Raw genomic sequence first — 18,771 nt, 5'->3', positions numbered from 1 at the left:
GCGCGTAATACGACAAGCCGCGCCACTCACCCCGCCAGGAACCGCTCCACCAGCGCGAACTGCTCCGCCGTGTTCAGCGCCGGCGCGTGGCCGCAGCCGGGGATCTCGACCACCACGGCGCGCGGGCCGCGGCTGCGCATCTGCTCGGCGGTGTCGCGCAGCAGCAGGTCGGAGTCCTCGCCGCGCAGGCACAGCACGGGGATGTCCAGCGTGTCCCAGGCGTCCCACAGCCGGTAGTCGTCGTCGTGGTGGGTGAACTGCATCACCATCGCCGGGTCGTAGTGCGGCGTCACGCGGCCGTCGGGCAGGCGCCGCGCCGAGGTCTCGGCCAGGCGCCGCCACTGCGCGTCGCTGAGCCAGCCGTAGGGCTTGTAGACGGCGCGGAAATACTGCTCCAGCTCGCTCATCGTGGCGAACGCCGCCGGACTGCCGGCGTAGCTGCGGATGCGCTCGATCGCGGCCTCGGCGAGCTGCGGGCCGTTGTCGTTGAGCACCAGGCGGCGGATGCGGCCGCGCAGCGTGGTGGCCGCCGCCAGCGTGCCGATCGCGCCGCCCATCGAGGTGCCGAGCCAGTGCAAGCGCGCGATGCCCAGCGCGTCCACCAGCGCCGTCGCCAGCTTCACGTAGAAGGCCAGGCAGTATTCGCGCTCGGGCTGCGGGCTCCACTGGCTCAGGCCGCGCCCGAGCGTGTCGGGGCAGATCACCCGGTAGCGCCGGGCCAGGTGCGCGGCGATGTCGTCCATGTCGCGCCCGGTGCGCGCCAGGCCGTGCCAGGCGATCACCGTCTCGCCGTGCTGCGCGCCCCACTCGGTGTAGTGAAGCTCGCGGCCTTCGCAGGTGACGTAGTGCGAGTTCATCATGTCGGCCGCGCGGATCGAGCGCGCCACGCGCGCAGGCGCCCCACCACGCCGGTGGGGAAGTAGTAGACCGAGAGCACGAACAGCAGGCCGAGCCAGAGCAGCCAGCGATCGGGCGACACCAGCGCGGCCAGCAGCGGCACGCCTTCGGCCGCGCCGGCGCCGAGCCGCAGCAGGTCCTGCAGGTAGTTCTGCGCGATCACGAACAGCACCGAGCCGATCACCGCGCCGTAGATCGTGCCCATGCCGCCGATCACGACGATCAGCAGGATGTCGAGCATGATCTCGAACGACAGCGAGGTGTCGGGCCCCTGGTAGCGCAGCCACAGCGCGAGCAGGCAGCCGGCGGCGCAGGCGAACAGCGCCGACAGCACCGAGGCGATGGTGCGCCAGACCACCGTGCGGTAGCCGATCGCCTCGGCGCGGAAGTCGTTCTCGCGGATCGCCTGCAGCACGCGGCCGAACGGCGAGTTGACGATGCGCAGCATCGCCAGCACCAGCAGCAGCGCAACGAAGAACAGCAGGTAGTAGGTGGCGAAGCGGCCGTCGACGGACACGCCGAGCAGCGGCTGCTCCAGGTACTGCGTGCCGGGCTGCAGGGCCTCGGGCACCTTGAAGTTCAGGCCGTCCTCGCCGCCGGTGAAGTCCGAAAGCTGCGAGGCCAGCGTCAGGAAGGCCGAGGCCACCGCCAGCGTGATCATCGCGAAGAAGATCGCCTTGACGCGCAGCGAGGCCAGCCCGATCAGCAGCGCGAGCAGCAGCGACACGGCCAGCGCCGCGGCCACGCCGACGCCCACCGATGCCCAGCCCGGCCCCATGCGCGTGCTGGCGATCGCCACGCCGTAGGCGCCGATGCCGAAGAACATCGTGTGCGCGAAGCTGACGATGCCGGTGTAGCCGAGCAGCAGATCGAAGCTCGCCACCAGCACGATGAAGACCAGGACCTTGGCCGCGACGTTCAGCGCCTTGGTGCCGGGGAACAGGAAGGGCGTGAAGGCCAGCGCGAGCACGATCACGACCAGCAGCACGCCCAGCACGCGGCTGCGCGGACCGTCGTCGGAGATGAGCCGCCGCATCATCGGTTGGCCACCGGATACAGCCCCTGCGGGCGCCACAACAGCACGGCCACCATCAGCGCGATGCTGGCGAAGGCGGTGAACACCGGCGCGACGAAGCCGGTGTAGTTGGTCAGCAGGCCCACCAGCAGCGCGCCGACCAGGCAGCCCAGCGTCGAGCCCAGCCCGCCGATGATGATGACGATGAAGATCAGCACGTTGACCTGCGCGCCGAGCTGCGGAACGACGTTCTGCTGGAACAGCCCCCACATCACGCCGCCCAGGCCGGCCAGCGCCGAGCCGACCACGAACACGCCGACGAACAGCCGCCGGATGCGGTAGCCGAGCGACTCGACCATCTCGCGGTCCTGCACGCCGGCGCGCACCAGCAGGCCGATCTTGGTGCGGTTCAGCGCCCACAGCATCGCCACGAGCACCGCGGCGCCGATCGCCACCGCGAGCACGCGGTACTTGCCGATCGCGGCATCACCGATCAGCAGCGAGCCGCGCAGCGCCTCGGGCAGCGCCAGCGGGCGCTGCTCGGGGCCCCAGATCACCTTGATCAGCTCCTCGCCGATGATCATGCCGCCCATCGTGATGAGGATCTGCTTGAGGTGCTGGCCGTACACCGGCCGCACCATCAGCCGCTCGAAGGCCCAGCCGATCGCGCCGGCCAGCGCCATCGCGACGAGCATCGCGGCGAACACCGCGGCCAGGTTGCGCGCCAGCGAGTCGGCGCTGGTCCAGTCGGCCAGGCCGGCGAACACCGTGGTCGCGACGAAGGCGCCGAAGGCGATGAACACGCCGTGGCCGAAGTTCAGCACGTCCATCAGGCCGAACACCAGCGTCAGGCCCGAGGCGGTGACGAACACGATCATGCCCATCGCCAGGCCGGCGATGGTCAGCGTGAGCCAGGTCGAGGGCGAACCCACCAGCGGCAGGGCGGCGACGGCCAGGATGGGCACCAGCGCCAGGGGCAGCCAGTCGAAACGCAACTCCGTTCGCGAAAGCTCCGCTCGGGCTGAGCTTGTCGAAGCCCCTGGCGTGCCGCGCACGCGCCCTTCGACAAGCTCAGGGCGAGCGGGGGGAGGCTCAGTCCGGCCAAGGAGAGGCTCAGTCCGGCCAGGGAGAGGCTCAGTCCGGCCAGAGGGAGGTTCAGTCCGGCCAGGGGGAGGTTCGGGGTGAACGGATTTCCTCCGATCGTCCTGAGCAGGGGCTGAGCTTGCCGAAGGCCCGTGTCGAAGGGTCATTGATGCGCCCCCAGCGAGAGCCCGAGCAGGCGCTGCTGCAAGGCCTCGTCCTCCACGAGCTGCTTCATCGCGCCGCGGTGCACCACGCGGCCGTCGTCCATCACCGCCACCGTGTCGCCCAGCGCCCTGGCCATCGCGAAGTTCTGCTCGACCAGCAGCACCGTGGTCTGCGTCGCCTTCAGGTCGCGCAGCGCGGCGATCAGGTTGGCGACGATGGCCGGCGCCAGGCCCTTGCTCGGCTCGTCGATCAGCAGCAGCCGGCGCGGCTCGACGATGGCGCGCGCGATCGCCAGCATCTGCTTCTGCCCGCCCGAGAGCTTGCCGGCCGGGTACAGCCAGAACTTCTTCAGCGCCGGGAACAGGCCGAAGATCCAGTCGAGCCGCTGCGTGTCGATGTCGGCCAGGCGGCGGGCGCCGCGCGCGGCCAGCAGCAGGTTCTCGCGTACGCTCAGGTCGCCGAAGATGCCCATGCTCTCGGGCACGTAGGCGATGCCCAGGCGCGCGATGTCCGGCGTGGCGTGGCGGTGGATGGGCGCGCCGTCGAACGCCACCGCGCCGGCCGAGGCGCGCCACAGGCCCATGATCGTGCGCAGCGTGGTCGTCTTGCCGGCGCCGTTGCGACCCAGCAGCATGGTCACCTGCCCGGCCGGCACGGCGAGGTCCACGCCGTGCAGGATGTGATAACTGCCGATGTGCGTGTGCACGCCTTCGAGAGTCAGCAGGGCGGGCCGAGCGCCGGGCCGCTCCCAAGCGGGCCCGCATCCCCCTGGGGGATCGGCCGACGTACCCGTCGGACGAGGGGTCGTCGTCACGCGGCTTCCTCCACCGTGCTCGCGCCGAGGTAGGCGTTCTGCACCACCGGCGAAGAGATCACCTTCTCCGGCTCGCCGTCGGCGACGAGCTGGCCGTTGTGCAGCACGACGATGCGGTCGGCCAGCTCGCGCACCACGTCCATCTTGTGCTCGACCAGCAGGATGGTCTTGTTGCGCTGCGCCTTCAGCGCGCGGATCAGGTCGAGCACCACCGGCACGTCGTCGACGCTCATGCCGGCGGTCGGCTCGTCGAACATGTAGACGCTGGGCTCCAGCGCCATCAGCATCGCCACCTCGAGCTTGCGCTGGTCGCCGTGCGGCAGGCTGGCGGCGGGCAGCTCGGCGCGGTCGCCCAGGCGCACGCGCTCGAGCAACTGGTGCGCGCGCTCCAGCGTGTTGCGGTGGTCGCTCCACACCGACCACAGGTTCAGCCCCTCGCGGCGGCGCGACTGCACCGCCAGGCGAACGTTCTCGACCACCGCCAGGTTGGGGAACAACTGCGTCAACTGGAAGGCGCGCCCCAGGCCGCGCTGCGTGCGCTGCGGCGCGCTCTCGGCGCTGATGTCGCGGCCGTCGAGGTGCACACTGCCGGCGCTGGCGCGCAACTGGCCCGAGATCAGGTTGAAGTAGGTCGTCTTGCCGGCGCCGTTCGGCCCGACGATGGCCGTCAGCGTGCCCGGCTGGAAGCGGCACGAGACACGGTCGACGGCCACGTGGCCGCCGAAGCGGATCGTCAGGTCGCGGGTTTCGAGCACGCCCGGGCCCGCGTCAGCGCTTGTTGCGGATCGGAACCTGCATCTCCTCGGGCTTGATCTCGCGCACGAGTTCCGGCACGCCCCAGGCGAAGGCCGGGTCCACCTTGATCTTGAAGTGGTACATCGACTGCATCGCCTGGTGGTCTTCCTTGCGGAAGGTCATCTTGCCCTTGGGCGACTCGAAGCTCATGCCTTCCATGGTCTTGATGAGCTTCTCGGTATTGGTGTCGCCGGCGGTCTTCTTCAGCGCCTCGACGACGGCGATGCCCGCGCTCATGCCGCCGGCCGTGAAGAAGTCGGGCGGGGCCTTGAACTGCTTGTAGTGGTTGGCCACCAGCCACTCGTTGACCGGGTTCTTCGGGATGCCGAAGTAGTAGTAGGTGGCGCCTTCCATGCCGGGGAAGTTCTTGTACGAGGCCATCGCCGGCAGGATGTTGCCGCCGGTGGCGATCTCGATGCCGTAGCGCTTGAGGTCGAGGTCGGCGATCTTGAACGGGTTGCCCGCGCCGGCCCAGATGATGAAGATCACCTTGCGGCCGGGCTGGTCCTTCAGCTTGTCGATCAGGCGCTGCGCGCCGGCGGTGAAGTCGGTCGTGTTGGTCGGCAGGTATTCCTCGTGGACCAGCTTGGCGTTCTTGATCGCGTCCTTGAAGGCCTTCACGCCGTCGCGGCCGAAGGCGTAGTCCTGCGCCAGCGTGGCGATCACGGTGCCCGGCTTGTCCAGCGCCACGGCGTTGCTGATCGCGTCCTGGCTCGAGTTGCGGCCGGTGCGGAAGATGTAGCGGTTCCACTTGTCGCCGGTGATCGAATCGGCCACCGCCGGCTCGACCAGCAGCACCTTCTTGTATTCCTCGGCCACCGGCAGCAGCGCCAGCGCCACGCCCGAGGACGAGGGGCCGACCGCGATGTCGGCCTTGTCGTCACCGTAGGCGGCGGCCAGCAGGCTCTTGCCGACGTCGGGCTTGCCCTGGTCGTCCTTCTCGATCACGACGAGCTTGCGGCCGGCCACGGCAAACGTGCCGCCGGTGGCGTAGTCCAGGCCCATCATGAAGCCGGTCTGCGTCTGCTTGCCGTAGGCCTCCAGCGGGCCGGTCTTGCTGTAGACGTGGGCGATGCGGATCTCGCCCTTGCCCTGCGCGAGCGCGAGCGCGAGGCCGGGCAGCGTGAAGGCGGCGGCGAGGGTGGCGAGCCAGAAACGGCGGGCGTGCGGCATGCGGCGTGTCTCCATGGATTGGAATGGCGGGCACGGCGGCCCGATGCCGTCACGGGTGCAATCGATATGCCACGCGCACCCTGGTTAACCCGGGGTCGGCTCAGCGCAGCAGCGACGAACGCATCAGCGGAAGCTGCGGCGAGGCCGAGGTGACGCTCGCGTCGAAGGGGTGGCTCACGCGCCCGTAGCCGCCCAGGATGCGCGCCACGTAGGCGCGCGTCTCGGCATAGGGCGGCACGCCGCGGTAGCGGTTCACCGCGCCCTCGCCGGCGTTGTAGGCGGCGGCCACCAGCGGCACGTTGCCCTCGAAGTAGGCCATCAGCCAGCGCAGGTAGGCCATGCCGCCGCGGATGTTCTGCTCGGCGTCGTAGGGCCGCGCCACGCCGAAGCGCGCCGCCGTCTCGGGAATCAGTTGCATCAGGCCCTTGGCGTTCTTCGGCGAGAGCGCGATCGTGTCGTAGTTCGACTCCACCTTGATGAAGGCGAGCACCAGCGCCGGCGAGAGCCGGTACTGCGGCGCGTGGCGCTTGACGATCTCGACGATGTGGCGCGGCGCGTCGGGCGGAATCACCTCCACCGGCGGCGGCGCGGCGGCCGTGCGCGCGGGCGGTGCCGTCATCTGCGGCGGCGTGCGGTCGACCATGCACTCGGGCACGTAGTTCGGCGGCCCGCCCACCGTGGCCAGCATGCGCACCGCCTGGTCCAGCCCCTGTTCGGCGGCGGCGTGGAAGAAGAAGGCCGCGTTGGCGTCGCTGCGCTCGACGCCGCGGCCGTTGGCGTACATCCAGCCGAGGTTGAACTGCGCCTCGGCGTCGCCCAGGCGCGCCGCCTTGCAGTACAGCTCGGCCGCCTTGGCGGGGTCGCGCTCGACGCCCTCGCCGTTTTCGTAGCCCTGCGCCTCCTGGCGCAGCAGCGAACGCACGCTGCGTTCTTCCTCGTTTTCGAGCGGGCGCACGGCGGCCTGCGAGGCGCCGAGCCAGACAATCTGCATGAAAACCAGGCAGAGCAGGCGCCAGAAGTGAATGAATTTCATGCAGTGTTCAGTTTTTCGTACAGCGTCGCCCGCGCGATGCCGAGCAGGCGCGAGGCGGCGAGCTTGTTGCCGCCGGTGGCCGCCAGCGCCTCGCGGATCGCCTGCGCCTCCAGCTCGGCCACCGCCTGCGGCAGCGATTTCACGCCGGCGATGCGCGGCGCCGCGGCCGGCGCGGCGCTGGCGGGCGCGGCGCTGGCGGGCGCTTGCGGCAGCGCGGGCGCGTCGGCCACCACCCCCGCGAAGTGGCGCGCGCCCAGCACCAGGTCGTCGGTCATCAGGCTGGCCTGCTCCAGCACGTTGCGCAGCTCGCGGATGTTGCCCGGCCAGGGCTGGCGCGCCAGCAGCTCCAGCGCGTCGACCGCCAGGCTGCGGTGCGGCATGCCGCTGCGCCGCGCGATGTCGTCGGCCAGCGCGTCGGCCAGCGCCTCCAGGTCGGCGAGCCGCTCGCGCAGCGGCGGCACGCGGATCGGCAGCACGTTCAGGCGGTAGAACAGGTCGGCGCGGAAGCTGCCCGAGCGCACCATCGCCGCCAGGTCGCGGCTGGTGGCGGCGATCACGCGCACGTCGACGTGCTGCACCTGGTTGCTGCCCAGCGGCTCGACCTCCTGCTCCTGCAGCACGCGCAGCAGCTTGGCCTGCAGGGGCAGCGGCATGTCGCCGATCTCGTCGAGGAACAGCGTGCCGCCGTGAGCGAGCCTGAACTTGCCGTCGCGGCCCTTGCGGTCGGCGCCGGTGTAGGCGCCCGGCGCGACGCCGAAGAACTCGGCTTCGAGCAGCGCGTCGGGCACCGCCGCGATGTTGACGCCGACGAAGGGTTTGGCGGCGCGCGCGCCGGCGGCGTGGATGGCGTGCGCCAGCAGCTCCTTGCCGGTGCCGGTTTCGCCCAGCAGCAGCACCGTGCTGTCGGACTGCGCGACGCGCCGCGCCTGGCGCTTGACCTCCATCGCCGCCGCGCTCGCGCCGATGAAGCTGGCGATGCTGTACTTGGGCCGGCGCTCGCGCGTCAGGTGCTCGGCGAGCTGCTGGCGCGCGCTGTCGAGGTCGCGCTGCAGGCGGTTGAACTTGCCGATCAGCGGCTGCATCGTCGTCTCGGGGTGGTCGAGCAGCACCATGCCCATCGCGCCGATCACGCGGCCGGCGGCGTCGCGCAGCGGCAGCCGGCTGACCAGGAAGGTGCCGGCCTGGTTGGTCAGCAGGTCGACGAGGATGGGCTGGCCGGTCTCGATCACCTGCGCCATCAGCGTGTTGGGCACCACCTCCTCGACGCGCCGGCCGACGAAGTCGCTCTCTTCGTGGCCTAGCGCCGGCAGGAAGCGCTTGTAGCCCTCGCTGATCCAGACGATGCGGTGCGCGCGGTCGACCACCATCACGCCCATCGCGGTCTGCGCGAAGGTGTCGAAGGTCGATTGCGCCGCCAGGCGCAGCAGGCTGTCGGCGTCCAGCGGCAGGGTGGGTTCGGACACGGGCATCGCGCGGCGCGAAGGATGTCTGGAAGGCGGACACTGTAGCCGCATTGCACGCCCGGCGCCCACCCCTGTATTCGGGTTCGCACGCTTGTAATTATGAATTAGTAATCTTATCGTGCAGGCACCGGACTGACGGAGTCGTCGTGCCAGACCCCATCCCGCTTCGCCCCTCCTCGCTTCACGAGGAAGTGGCCACTCGCCTGCGCAACATGATCTTCGAGCGCCAGCTCGCGCCCGGGCAGTGGATCGACGAGCTGGCGCTGGCGCGCGACTGGCAGATCAGCCGCACGCCGCTGCGCGAGGCGCTCAAGGTGCTGGCCGCCGAAGGGCTGGTGCTGCCGGTGCCGCGCCAGGGCTGCAAGGTGGCCGAGATCCCGGAGGACGAAGCCGACGAGCTGCTGCCGGTGATGGCGCTGCTCGAAGGGCGCTGCGCCTACGAGGCGGTGCGCAAGGCCGGCGAGGCCGACATCCGCCGCCTGCAGCAGTTGCACGCGCAGCTCGAACGCCACGCCGCGGCGCGCGACATCGAGGCCTACTACCGCATCAACCACGATTTCCACTGCGCCGTGCAGGCGCTGGCCGGCAACCGCTGGCTCGACCGCGCCACCGACGACCTGCGCCGCTTCGTGCGCCTGCTGCGCGGCCGGCAATTGCACTGGCCGGGGCGCATCGAGGCCTCGATCAACGAACACCGCGTGCTGCTCGACGCCATCGTGCAGCGCGACGCCGCGCGCGCCGAGCGCGTCATGCACGACCACCTGATGGCGCAGCTCGCCGCGCTGAAGGCGCTGCGCCAGCACGAACACCAGGCCGGAGCCCCGCATGCCGGATGAATCCGTCGACGCGCCCCAGGAGGGCGCCAAGAAGCTCGCGGCGGCGCGGCGCTTCTTCGAGAGCGCCGCGCACAGCATCAACGGCGCGCGCCAGTTGCGCGGCCTGCTGATCGACTGCCGGCGCCTGCTGTCCGAGCGCGGCGAGGCCAACAGCGTGGCGATCGCGCGCGGCCTCGTCGCGCGCTTCGGCGCGCTGCCCGAGGACGCGCAGGCCGGCTTCTTCGAGCGCCTGTCGCGCGACTTCAGCCCCGACCCGAAGGCGGTGCTGGCCAGCGCCCAGGCCTACGCCGAGCGGCCCGACGCCGCCAACCTGCAACGGCTGACGCAGGCCGCCGAGCCGCCGCGCCAGGAGCTGCTGCGGCGCATCAACCGCTCGCCGGGCGGCACCGGCAGCATCGTCGCGATGCGCCGCGCGCTGCTGCAGCGCCTGCGCGGCCGGCCCGAGCTGCAGGCGGTCGAGGCCGACTTCCTGCACCTGCTGTCGAGCTGGTTCAACCCGGGTTTCCTGCGCCTCGAACGGGTCGACTGGAACTCGCCGGCGCAGCTTCTCGAACAGCTCATCCGCCACGAGGCGGTGCACCAGATCGACGGCTGGGACGACCTGCGCCGCCGCCTGCAACCCGACCGGCGCTGCTTCGCCTTCTTCCACCCGCAACTGCCGCGCGAGCCGCTGATCTTCGTCGAGGTGGCGCTGCTGCCCGCGATGCCGGGGGCGATCGCGCCGCTGATCGACAAGGCCTCCGAGCCGCTGCCGCCCGGCCAGTTCAAGGTGGCGGCGTTCTACTCGATCAGCAACTGCCAGCCGGGGCTGAAGGGCGTGTCGCTGGGCAACTTCCTGATCAAGCGCGTGGCCGAGGAACTGCAGCGCGAGCTGCCGCAGCTCAAGACCTTCTGCACGCTCTCGCCGATCCCCGGCTTCGCGCGCTGGGTGCGCGCCGGCGCGCAGGCCCAGGGGCTGCCCAAGGCGCGCGCCCAGCGCCTGGCCGAAGCGCATGCCGCGCTGCGCGAGGCCGTGGGCGGCGAGTTCGACAAGCTCACCCACGCGGCCACGCTGCGCGCGCTGCCCGAGCCCGCCGCGCAGGCCATGCTGCGCCTGGCGGCCTACTACCTCGGCTGGCACGCCGTGCAGGCCGACGGCGACCCGGTGGCGCGTTTCCACCTCGACAACGGCGCGCGGCTGGAGCGCCTCGACCCGCTCGGCGACCTGTCGGACAAGGGCCGCCGCCAGTCCTGGGGCATGATGGTCAACTACCTGTACGACCTCGGCCGCATCGAGTCCCACCACGAGAAGTTCGTCCACGGAGAAGTGGCACAGTCACGGCTTCTCGCGTCCCTGCTCTGACCGACCCACAACCACACTGGAGAAGACACGCCATGCATCGCTCCCGCCCCTCGACCCTGCGCCGTGCCACGCTGGCGCTGGCCGCCCTCGGCGCACTGGGCGCCGCGCCGTTCGCGGCCGCGCAGTCCTGGCCGACCAAGCCCGTCACCATCGTCGTGCCCTTCCCGGCCGGCGGCGGCACCGACGCCTTCGGGCGGCCGCTGTTCGCGGCGATGACCAAGAACCTGGGCAAGCAGTTCATCATCGACAACAAGGGCGGCGCCGGCGGCACGGTGGGCGCGAGCATCGCGGCCAAGGCGGCGCCCGACGGCTACACCTTCTTCATGGGCGCGGTGCACCACGCGATCGCGCCGTCGATGTACCCCAGGCTCGACTACAACATCGAGACCGACTTCATCCCGGTCGGCCTGATCTCCAGCGTGCCGCAGGTGATCGTGGTGAACCCGCAGCGCGTGGCCGCCAACGACCTGCCGGCCCTGCTCGACCTGTTGCGCAAGAACCCCGGCAAGCTGAACTACGCCTCGGCCGGCAACGGCACCTCGCACCACCTGGCCGGCGAGCTGTTCAAGCTGCAGACCAAGACCTTCATCACCCACATCCCCTACCGCGGCGCCGGCCCGGCGCTGCAAGACCTGATCGCCGGCCAGGTCGACCTGATGTTCGACGGCCTGGGCTCCTCGGCCGCCCACATCAAGGCCGGCCGCATCAAGGCGATCGCGGTGGCCAGCGACAAGCACGCCCCCGGCTTCCCCAACGTGCCCACCGCCAAGGAAGGCGGCGTGCCGACCTACCAGGTGTCCACCTGGTACGGCCTGTGGGCGCCCAAGGGCACGCCGGCGGCGGCGATCGAGGGCATGCAGGCCGAGATGAAGAAGGCGCTCAACTCCGACGAGCTCAAGGCCACCTGGACCGGCCTGGGCACCGACACGCCGAACCTGTACGGCCCGGATTTCGGCAAGTTCGTCAGCTCCGAAGTGAAGCGCTGGGGCGAGGTGGTGAAGGCTTCCGGCGCGAAGCTGGATTGATCGAACGTGAACGAACCTTTGCTCCCGTTCGGGCTGAGCCTGTCGAAGCCCCCTCGTGCCGCTCGAGCCCCCTTCGACAAGCTCAGGGCGAACGGGTTCATTCACGCCTTCTGACATGCCCGGCTCCATCACGCTGACGGCCGAAGCCGACGGCGTCGCCTGCCTGACGCTGGCCAACCCGGCCAAGCTCAACGCCATCGACATCGCGATGTGGCGCGAGCTGCAGGCGCTGGCGCTGCACCTGCAATCGCTGCCGCCGCACGACGCGCCGGCGGCGGTGGTCGTGCGCGGCGCGGGCGGGCACTTCGCGGCCGGCGGCGACATCGTCGAGTTCGCCGAGTTCCGCTTCGAGGAGGCGACGCTGCGCGACTTCCACGAGAACGTCGTCGCGCCGGCGCTGCAGGCGCTGCTGGCCTGCGACGTGCCGCTGGTCGCGCAGATCGAGGGCAACTGCATCGGCGGCGGGATGGAGATCGCCGCCTGCTGCGACATCCGCGTCTGCGGCGAGGGCAGCCGCTTCGGCGCGCCGATCGCGCGGCTCGGCTTCCCGATGGCGCCGCTGGAGCTGGAGGTGGTGTCGCGCGTGGTGCCCGAGGCGGTGCTGCGCGAGATGCTGCTCGAAGCGCGCCTGTTCAACGCCGCCGCCGCGCTGCACCACGGCCTGGTGCACGCCGTGCTGCCCGACGCCGAGGTGGCCGCGCACGCGCTGGCGCGCGCCCGGGCGATGGGCCAGCTCTCGCCGCAGGCGGCGCGCATCAACAAGCGCACGCTGCGCCAGATCGGCAACGGCGGGCCCACCGAGGCCGAGCGCCTGGCCCACTACGGCTACGCGCCCAGCGAGGAACACCGCGAAGGCGTGACCGCCTTCATCGAGAAGAGGACGCCGCGTTTCCAGCGCGGCTGAACCCACCATGGACAACGACAACCAGAACCTGTTCGTCGCGCTGCGCGACGCCTTCCCCGCCGAGCTCGACGGCACCGCGATAGAGACCGCCGACGGCCCCGGCGCGCCGCTGCTCTACACCTGGCGCGACATCGAGCGCGCCACCGCGATGATCGCCAACCTGCTCGATTCGCTCGAACTGCCGGCCGGCGCGCGCGTGGCGGTGCAGACCGAGAAGTCGGTCGAGGCGCTGCTGCTGTACCTCGCGGTGCTGCGCGCCGGCTACGTCTACCTGCCGCTGAACACCGCCTACCAGGCCGCCGAGATCGAGTACTTCATCGGCAACGCCGAGCCCGGCGTGGTGGTGTGCTCGAAGAAGAACTTCGGCTGGGTCTCGAAGATCGCCTTCCGCTGCGGCACCGCGCACGTCTTCACGCTCGACGACGACCGCAGCGGCACGCTGCTCGAGCGCGCCGCCTTCCATGACGACACTCACGAGCCGGCGCAGAAATCGGCCGACGACCTCGCCGCCATCCTCTACACCAGCGGCACCACCGGGCGCAGCAAGGGCGCGATGCTGACGCACGGCAACATGCTGTCGAACGCGCGCGTGCTGAAGGACTACTGGGGCTGGGTGAAAGGCGACGTGCTGCTGCACGTGCTGCCGATCTTCCACGTGCACGGCCTGTTCGTCGCCTCGCACGGCGCGCTGCTCAACGGCAGCAGGATGATCTGGTTCGCGAAGTTCGACCCGGCCGCGGTGGTCGGGCGGCTGCCCGAGGCCAGCGTCTTCATGGGCGTGCCGACGCTGTACGTGCGCCTGCTCGCCGAAAGCGGCTTCGGCCGCGAGGCCTGCCGGAACATGCGATTGTTCATCGCCGGCTCGGCGCCGCTCCTGATCGAGACCTTCAACGCCTTCCGCGAGCGCAGCGGCCACACCATCCTCGAGCGCTACGGCATGAGCGAGACCATCATGCTGACCTCCAACCCGTACCACGCCAAAGACGGCGAGCGCCGCGGCGGCACGGTGGGCTTCCCGCTGCCGGGCGTGGGGCTGCGCGTCAGCGACGAGAACGGCCGGCCCTGCCCCGCCGGCGAGATCGGCGGCATCGAGGTGAGCGGCCCGAACGTCTTCAAGGGCTACTGGCGCATGCCGGAGAAGACGCGCGAGGAATTCACCGCCGACGGCTGGTTCAAGACCGGCGACGTCGGCAAGGTCGACGCCGACGGCTACGTCACCATCGTCGGGCGCAGCAAGGACCTGATCATCACCGGCGGCTACAACGTCTACCCGGCCGAGATCGAGGGCTACCTGAACGAGATGCCCGGCGTGGCCGAGAGCGCGGTGATCGGCGTGCCGCACCCCGACTTCGGCGAGGGCGTGGTGGCCGTGGTGGTGCCCCGGCCCGGCGCTCGGCCCGAGCCGGCGGCGCTGATCGCCGCGCTGAAAGGCCGCATCGCCAACTTCAAGGTGCCCAAGCACTGCTTCGTGGTCGACGCGCTGCCGCGCAACACCATGGGCAAGGTGCAGAAGAACCTGCTGCGCGAGCAGCACAAGGGCCTGTTCGCCGCCTGACCGGCGCCCGATGGACACGCCGCCGCCCGGGGACAACGCGCGCTGCCCGCGCTGCGGCGGCGCCTTCCGCTGCGGCGCGGCCGACGCCGGGCCCTGCGCCTGCGGCACGCTCGAACTGACGCCCGAGCTGCGCGCCGCGCTCGCCGGGCGCTACCGCACCTGCCTGTGCCTGGCCTGCCTGCGCGAACTGGCGGCCGGCCCGCCGACGGCGGCCCGGGTATCCTGCGCGCCATGTACGCCCGCTTCTTCGGCCTGAGGCAGCAGCCCTTCTCGATCGCGCCCGACCCGCGCTACCTCTTCATGAGCGAGCGCCACCGCGAGGCGCTGGCGCACCTGCTGTACGGCGTGCGCGGCGGCGGCGGCTTCGTGCTGCTGACCGGCGAGATCGGCGCGGGCAAGACCACCGTGTGCCGCTGCTTCCTGGAGCAGATTCCCAAGCGCTGCAACGTCGCCTACATCTTCAACCCCAAGCAGACGGTGGAAGAGCTGCTGCGCTCGGTGTGCGACGAGTTCCACATCCCGCGCCCCGCCGAGGGCGCCACGGTGAAGGACTGCGTCGACGCGCTCAACGGCTTCCTGCTGCAGACGCACGCGGTCGGCCAGACCAACGTGCTGATCATCGACGAGGCGCAGAACCTCTCGGCCGACGTGCTGGAGCAACTGCGCCTGCTCACCAACCTCGAAACCAGCGAACGCAAGCTGCTGCAGATCGTGCTGATCGGCCAGCCCGAGCTGCGCACGATGCTGGCGCGGCCCGAGCTGGAGCAGCTCGCGCAGCGCGTGATCGCGCGCTTCCACCTCGAGGCGCTGAGCCTGAAGGAGACGGCGCACTACATCCGCCACCGCCTCGCCGTGGCCGGGCTGAGCCGGCCGCCGCCCTTCGAGCGCGAGGCGCTGCGCCGCATCCACCAGCTCTCGCGCGGCGTGCCGCGCCGCATCAACCTGCTGTGCGACCGCGCGCTGCTCGGCGCCTACGCGGGCAACAAGCCGGTGGTCGACGTGGAGATCGTCGAGAAGGCGGCGCGCGAGGTGTTCGACGGCGCGCTGCCGGGCGACGCCCAGGCGGCGAAGCGCGCCAAGGCCTGGCAGCGCCCGGCCATCGCCGCCGGCGCGCTGGCCGCGCTGGGCCTCGCGCTGTGGGCCGGCGTGGCCTTCGAACGCCGCAACGCGGCGGCGCTGCCGGCCGCCGCCGCGGCATCGGCGGCCACGGTGGCGCAGGCGGCGTCGGAGGCCGCCTCCACCGCGCCCGCGGCGGCATCGGCCGTAGCGGCCGCCTCGGCGGCGCCGCCGCCCGCGCCGGCCGACGCGAAGAAGCTGCTCGCCGCCGGCTGGCGCGCCGAAGGCGATGCCTGGCGCGCGCTCGGCGCGCACTGGGACGCGCAGCTCGACGACGGCGAACCCTGCGCCGCCGCCGCGCGCGCCCAACTGCAGTGTTATCGCGGCAACGGCACGCTGGCGCTGATCCGCCAGCTCGACCGGCCGGTGCTGCTGACGCTGGCCGGCGGCGGCGCGCGCGCGCAGGCGGTGCTCACCGGCCTGTCGCCGCGCCAGGCCATCTTCGCCACGCGCGAGGGCGCGCTGGCGCTGCCGCTCGCCGCGCTGGCGCCGCTGTGGCGCGGCGAGTTCGCCACGCTGTGGCGCACGCCGCCCGGCTACGACGACGGCGCGCCGGTCGACTGGCTCTCGGCGCGCCTGGCCGCCGCGCAGGGCGAGAGCCCGCCCGGCGCGCCGGCCACCAGGTTCGACGCCGCGCTGCGCCAGCGCCTGAACGCCTTCCAGGTGGCGCAGGGCCTCAAGGCCGACGGGCTGGCCGGGCCCGTGACACTGATGCTGCTCAACCGCGCCAGCGGCGTGGCCGAACCGCAGCTCGCATCGGAGAAGTGAAGCGATGTCCTACATCCTCGATGCACTGCGCAGGGCCGACGCCGAACGCGAGCGCGGCGGCGTGCCCGGGCTGCACACACAAACGATGGCGGCAGCTGCCGACGAGATCGAGGCCACGCCCGCGCCGCGCGGCCTGCTGAAGCCCTGGCACTGGGTGGCGATCGGCCTGGCCGGCGGGCTTGCCGTGGCGATCGCGTGGACGTGGCGCGGCGACGAAACGCCGCCGGCCATGGCCGCGCTGCCGCCACCCCCGTCGCCGCCGCCGCTGCCGCTGCCGGTTCAGCCAGCGCCCCCGCCGCCGCCCGAGCCCACGCTGGCGACGGGCCCGGTGGCCATCGCACCGATGCGCGCCGCGCCGCCCGCGCCTGCGGCCTCCGCCGTCGCGCGTGCGCCGGCGGCCGCTGCCGCGCCGGCATCGGCGGCAACAGCGGCAAGCACGATCCCGCGCTTCGCCTCGCTCGCCGAACTGCCGGGCGACCTGCGCAGCGGCCTGCCCGCACTCGCTTTCGGCGGCTCGATCTATTCGAGCACGCCGGCCAACCGCCTGCTGATCGTCAACGGCCAGTTGATGCACGAAGGTGAGCCGCTGGGCGCCGGCGTCGTGCTGGAGCAGATCAAGCCCAAGGCGGCGGTGCTGAACATCCGCGGGCAGCGCGTCGAGGTGGGGCTCTAGAAACGACAAAGGCCGGCCGGTCTTACGACCGGCCGGCCCAATCGAAACGCGGGGCTAGCCCCGCGCGGCCTGTCTAGTTCGACGCGGCCGAAGCGGCCGGCGCCGCGGCGGATGCCGGCTCCGCCGGCGTCGCCGCCGGGGCGTGCGTCGCCTCCGCGCCGTGCTTCTCGCCGCCCATGTCGATGTCACCGCCCTTGCTCAGCACGAAGATCGCGACGGCGGCGAACACGACGAAGGCCAACAGCAATTTCCACATTGATCGTTGCTCCTGCGGGTCAGTCCTGCGCGTAGATGTCCACGTCCTTGGTCTCGCGCACGAACAGCATGCCGACGACGAAGGTGATCGCGGCGATGATGATCGGGTACCACAGGCCGTTGTACATGTTGCCGGTCTGCGCCACGATCGCGAACGCGGTGGTCGGCAGCAGGCCGCCGAACCAGCCGTTGCCGATGTGGTACGGCAGGCTCATCGAGGTGTAGCGGATGCGCGTCGGGAACAGCTCGACCAGCATCGCGGCGATCGGGCCGTACACCATCGTCACCAGGATCACCAGGATCACCAGGATGCCGATGACCATCGGCTTGTTCATCTTCGCCGGGTCGGCCTTGGTCGGGTAGCCGGCGGCCTTGAGCGCGTCGGACACGTTCTTCTTGAACTCCGCGTCGGCCTTCTTCGCGTCATCGGCGGACAGGCCCTTGGAGGCGTAGCTCTTGATGACGGTCTCGCCGATGGTGATCGTCGCGGGCGTGCCGGCCGGCAGCGCCTCGTTGTCGTAGCTCACCGAGCTACCCGCCAGCACCTGCTTGGCGATGTCGCACGAGCTGGTGAACTTCACCGTGCCGGTCGGGTTGAACTGGAACGAGCACTCGGCCGGGTCCGCGTGCACAAGGACCTTGTTCTTCGCCTGCGCGGCGGCGAGGTCGGGGTTGGCCGCCTCGGTGAGCGCCTTGAACAGCGGGAAGTAGGTCAGCGCGGCGATCAGGCAGCCGGCCATGATGATGGGCTTGCGGCCGATCTTGTCCGACAGCGTGCCGAACACGATGAAGAACGGCGTGCCGATCAGCAGCGAGATCGCGATCATGATGTTCGCGGTCGCGCCATCGACCTTGAGCGCCTGCGTCAGGAAGAACAGCGCGTAGAACTGGCCCGTGTACCAGACCACGGCCTGGCCGGCGGTCAGGCCGATCAGCGCCAGGATCACGATCTTCAGGTTCTTCCACTGGCCGAACGACTCGGTCAGCGGCGCCTTGGAGGTCTTGCCCTCTTCCTTCATCTTCTTGAAGGCGGGCGATTCGTTCATCGACAGGCGGATCCACACGCTGATGGCCAGCAGGGCGATCGAGACGATGAACGGGATGCGCCAGCCCCAGTCGGCGAAGGCGGCCTCGCCCATCGCGGTGCGGGTGCCCAGGATCACCAGCAGCGACAGGAACAGGCCCAGCGTCGCGGTGGTCTGGATCCACGAGGTGTACGCGCCGCGCTTGCCTTGCGGCGAGTGCTCGGCCACGTAGGTCGCCGCGCCGCCGTACTCGCCGCCGAGCGCGAGGCCCTGCAGCAGGCGCAGGATGATCAGGATCACCGGCGCGGCCACGCCGATCGAGGCGTAGGTGGGCAGGATGCCGACGATGAAGGTCGACAGGCCCATGATCAGGATGGTCACCAGGAAGGTGTACTTGCGGCCGATCATGTCGCCCAGGCGCCCGAACACCAGCGCGCCGAACGGACGCACGATGAAGCCGGCCGCGAAGGCGAGCAGCGCGAAGATGAAGGCCGACCCGGCGTCGAGGCCGGAGAAGAACTGCTTGGCGATGATCGCCGCGAGCGAACCGTACAGGTAGAAGTCGTACCACTCGAACACCGTTCCTAGCGAGGAGGCGAAGATGACCTTCTTCTCCTCCGCCGTCATCGGCCGGTTCGCAGCGGCGGGCTTGCCGAGCGTGTTGGTTGCCATGTGTGGATCTCCTCGATTGGGATGCGCCGCCCCCGATGGCGACATGGGTTCGCACTGTCTGGTGAAGCTCTGACCGATCTCTGACACGCCGCCAACAAAAACTGACAAACTCAGGCACAACCCGGAGATTTCATTCCTCGATGCGAAAAGCGCGGGTTAGCG

The 18,771-nt window shown here is 70.8% G+C and carries 18 protein-coding genes; 8 read left to right on the top strand and 10 right to left on the bottom strand.

The annotated features are described in order from the left end of the window. Positions 1 to 26: 26 nt before the first annotated feature. The 8 genes from QM792_RS04390 to QM792_RS04355 form a co-directional block, all read right to left on the bottom strand. On the bottom strand, positions 27 to 860 hold the full coding sequence (locus tag QM792_RS04390) for an alpha/beta fold hydrolase (protein WP_415151580.1): 834 nt from the start codon (positions 858 to 860) through the stop codon (positions 27 to 29). Further along, on the bottom strand, positions 857 to 1,936 hold the full coding sequence (locus tag QM792_RS04385) for a branched-chain amino acid ABC transporter permease (protein WP_415147989.1): 1,080 nt from the start codon (positions 1,934 to 1,936) through the stop codon (positions 857 to 859). Before QM792_RS04385 ends, QM792_RS04390 begins: the two co-directional genes overlap by 4 nt. Continuing rightward, positions 1,933 to 2,907 carry a branched-chain amino acid ABC transporter permease gene (locus QM792_RS04380; RefSeq protein WP_415147988.1) on the bottom strand — a complete coding sequence of 325 codons (975 nt, stop codon included), beginning with the start codon at positions 2,905 to 2,907 and terminating at the stop codon, positions 1,933 to 1,935. Before QM792_RS04380 ends, QM792_RS04385 begins: the two co-directional genes overlap by 4 nt. A gap of 251 nt (positions 2,908 to 3,158) precedes the next feature. Further along, the gene (locus QM792_RS04375) at positions 3,159 to 3,866 is read right to left on the bottom strand and encodes an ABC transporter ATP-binding protein (RefSeq protein WP_415147987.1); all 708 of its coding nucleotides are present in this window, start codon (positions 3,864 to 3,866) and stop codon (positions 3,159 to 3,161) included. 104 nt (positions 3,867 to 3,970) lie between these two features. Next, positions 3,971 to 4,729, bottom strand: coding sequence for an ABC transporter ATP-binding protein (locus tag QM792_RS04370; protein ID WP_415147985.1), 759 nt, complete (start codon positions 4,727 to 4,729; stop codon positions 3,971 to 3,973). A 13-nt stretch (positions 4,730 to 4,742) separates the two neighbouring features. Continuing rightward, entirely contained in the window at positions 4,743 to 5,942 is a 1,200-nt protein-coding gene (locus QM792_RS04365) for a substrate-binding domain-containing protein (protein WP_415147983.1), read from the bottom strand. A 100-nt stretch (positions 5,943 to 6,042) separates the two neighbouring features. After that, entirely contained in the window at positions 6,043 to 6,975 is a 933-nt protein-coding gene (locus QM792_RS04360; protein WP_415147981.1) for a transglycosylase SLT domain-containing protein, read from the bottom strand. Continuing rightward, complete coding sequence (locus QM792_RS04355; protein WP_415147979.1) at positions 6,972 to 8,444, bottom strand: sigma-54 interaction domain-containing protein; 1,473 nt, start codon at positions 8,442 to 8,444, stop codon at positions 6,972 to 6,974. The genes QM792_RS04360 and QM792_RS04355 overlap by 4 nt, the downstream gene beginning before the upstream one ends. Positions 8,445 to 8,629: 185 nt before the next feature. On the opposite strand from QM792_RS04355, the gene QM792_RS04350 reads away from it, so the two are divergent. From QM792_RS04350 to QM792_RS04315, 8 genes are all read left to right on the top strand, one after another. Then, positions 8,630 to 9,274, top strand: coding sequence for a GntR family transcriptional regulator (locus QM792_RS04350; protein ID WP_415147977.1), 645 nt, complete (start codon positions 8,630 to 8,632; stop codon positions 9,272 to 9,274). Further along, positions 9,264 to 10,616, top strand: a complete 1,353-nt coding sequence (locus QM792_RS04345) for a malonyl-CoA decarboxylase (RefSeq protein ID WP_415147975.1) — start codon at positions 9,264 to 9,266, stop codon at positions 10,614 to 10,616. The genes QM792_RS04350 and QM792_RS04345 overlap by 11 nt, the downstream gene beginning before the upstream one ends. A gap of 32 nt (positions 10,617 to 10,648) precedes the next feature. Continuing rightward, positions 10,649 to 11,641: a Bug family tripartite tricarboxylate transporter substrate binding protein gene (locus QM792_RS04340; RefSeq protein WP_415147974.1), complete on the top strand. Its 993-nt coding sequence runs from the start codon at positions 10,649 to 10,651 to the stop codon at positions 11,639 to 11,641. Between the two features lie 115 nt (positions 11,642 to 11,756). Beyond that, a complete protein-coding gene (locus tag QM792_RS04335; RefSeq protein WP_415147973.1) occupies positions 11,757 to 12,545 on the top strand; it encodes an enoyl-CoA hydratase/isomerase family protein in 789 nt (262 codons plus the stop codon). Positions 12,546 to 12,552: 7 nt separating this feature from the next. After that, positions 12,553 to 14,100, top strand: coding sequence for a malonate--CoA ligase (locus QM792_RS04330; protein WP_415147972.1), 1,548 nt, complete (start codon positions 12,553 to 12,555; stop codon positions 14,098 to 14,100). A 10-nt stretch (positions 14,101 to 14,110) separates the two neighbouring features. Continuing rightward, positions 14,111 to 14,356, top strand: a complete 246-nt coding sequence (locus QM792_RS04325) for a cysteine-rich CWC family protein (protein WP_415147971.1) — start codon at positions 14,111 to 14,113, stop codon at positions 14,354 to 14,356. Continuing rightward, a complete protein-coding gene (locus tag QM792_RS04320) occupies positions 14,332 to 15,984 on the top strand; it encodes an AAA family ATPase (RefSeq protein ID WP_415147970.1) in 1,653 nt (550 codons plus the stop codon). Before QM792_RS04325 ends, QM792_RS04320 begins: the two co-directional genes overlap by 25 nt. A 4-nt stretch (positions 15,985 to 15,988) precedes the next feature. After that, positions 15,989 to 16,657: a general secretion pathway protein GspB gene (locus QM792_RS04315; RefSeq protein ID WP_415147969.1), complete on the top strand. Its 669-nt coding sequence runs from the start codon at positions 15,989 to 15,991 to the stop codon at positions 16,655 to 16,657. Positions 16,658 to 16,730: 73 nt separating this feature from the next. On the opposite strand, the gene QM792_RS04310 is transcribed toward QM792_RS04315, so the two are convergent. Continuing rightward, positions 16,731 to 16,898, bottom strand: a complete 168-nt coding sequence (locus QM792_RS04310) for a hypothetical protein (RefSeq protein WP_415147968.1) — start codon at positions 16,896 to 16,898, stop codon at positions 16,731 to 16,733. A gap of 34 nt (positions 16,899 to 16,932) precedes the next feature. Continuing rightward, positions 16,933 to 18,609 carry an MFS transporter gene (locus tag QM792_RS04305; protein ID WP_415147966.1) on the bottom strand — a complete coding sequence of 559 codons (1,677 nt, stop codon included), beginning with the start codon at positions 18,607 to 18,609 and terminating at the stop codon, positions 16,933 to 16,935. Positions 18,610 to 18,771 lie beyond the last annotated feature (162 nt).

This window comes from Piscinibacter sp. (genome assembly GCF_047600445.1).
Taxonomy (GTDB): Bacteria; Pseudomonadota; Gammaproteobacteria; order Burkholderiales; family Burkholderiaceae_C; genus Piscinibacter.
This window is presented reverse-complemented; position numbering and strand designations above follow the sequence as displayed.

Excerpts from the sequence above, each read along its gene's own strand:
- QM792_RS04345 (WP_415147975.1), top strand. The coding sequence starts at position 9,264 with ATGCCGGATGAATCCGTCGACGCGCCCCAGGAGGGCGCCAAGAAGCTC.
- QM792_RS04325 (WP_415147971.1), top strand. The coding sequence starts at position 14,111 with ATGGACACGCCGCCGCCCGGGGACAACGCGCGCTGCCCGCGCTGCGGC.
- QM792_RS04390 (WP_415151580.1), bottom strand. The coding sequence starts at position 860 with ATGATGAACTCGCACTACGTCACCTGCGAAGGCCGCGAGCTTCACTAC.
- QM792_RS04360 (WP_415147981.1), bottom strand. The coding sequence starts at position 6,975 with ATGAAATTCATTCACTTCTGGCGCCTGCTCTGCCTGGTTTTCATGCAG.
- QM792_RS04320 (WP_415147970.1), top strand. The coding sequence starts at position 14,332 with ATGTACGCCCGCTTCTTCGGCCTGAGGCAGCAGCCCTTCTCGATCGCG.
- QM792_RS04335 (WP_415147973.1), top strand. The coding sequence starts at position 11,757 with ATGCCCGGCTCCATCACGCTGACGGCCGAAGCCGACGGCGTCGCCTGC.
- QM792_RS04385 (WP_415147989.1), bottom strand. The coding sequence starts at position 1,936 with ATGATGCGGCGGCTCATCTCCGACGACGGTCCGCGCAGCCGCGTGCTG.
- QM792_RS04355 (WP_415147979.1), bottom strand. The coding sequence starts at position 8,444 with ATGCCCGTGTCCGAACCCACCCTGCCGCTGGACGCCGACAGCCTGCTG.
- QM792_RS04340 (WP_415147974.1), top strand. The coding sequence starts at position 10,649 with ATGCATCGCTCCCGCCCCTCGACCCTGCGCCGTGCCACGCTGGCGCTG.
- QM792_RS04330 (WP_415147972.1), top strand. The coding sequence starts at position 12,553 with ATGGACAACGACAACCAGAACCTGTTCGTCGCGCTGCGCGACGCCTTC.
- QM792_RS04305 (WP_415147966.1), bottom strand. The coding sequence starts at position 18,609 with ATGGCAACCAACACGCTCGGCAAGCCCGCCGCTGCGAACCGGCCGATG.
- QM792_RS04365 (WP_415147983.1), bottom strand. The coding sequence starts at position 5,942 with ATGCCGCACGCCCGCCGTTTCTGGCTCGCCACCCTCGCCGCCGCCTTC.
- QM792_RS04315 (WP_415147969.1), top strand. The coding sequence starts at position 15,989 with ATGTCCTACATCCTCGATGCACTGCGCAGGGCCGACGCCGAACGCGAG.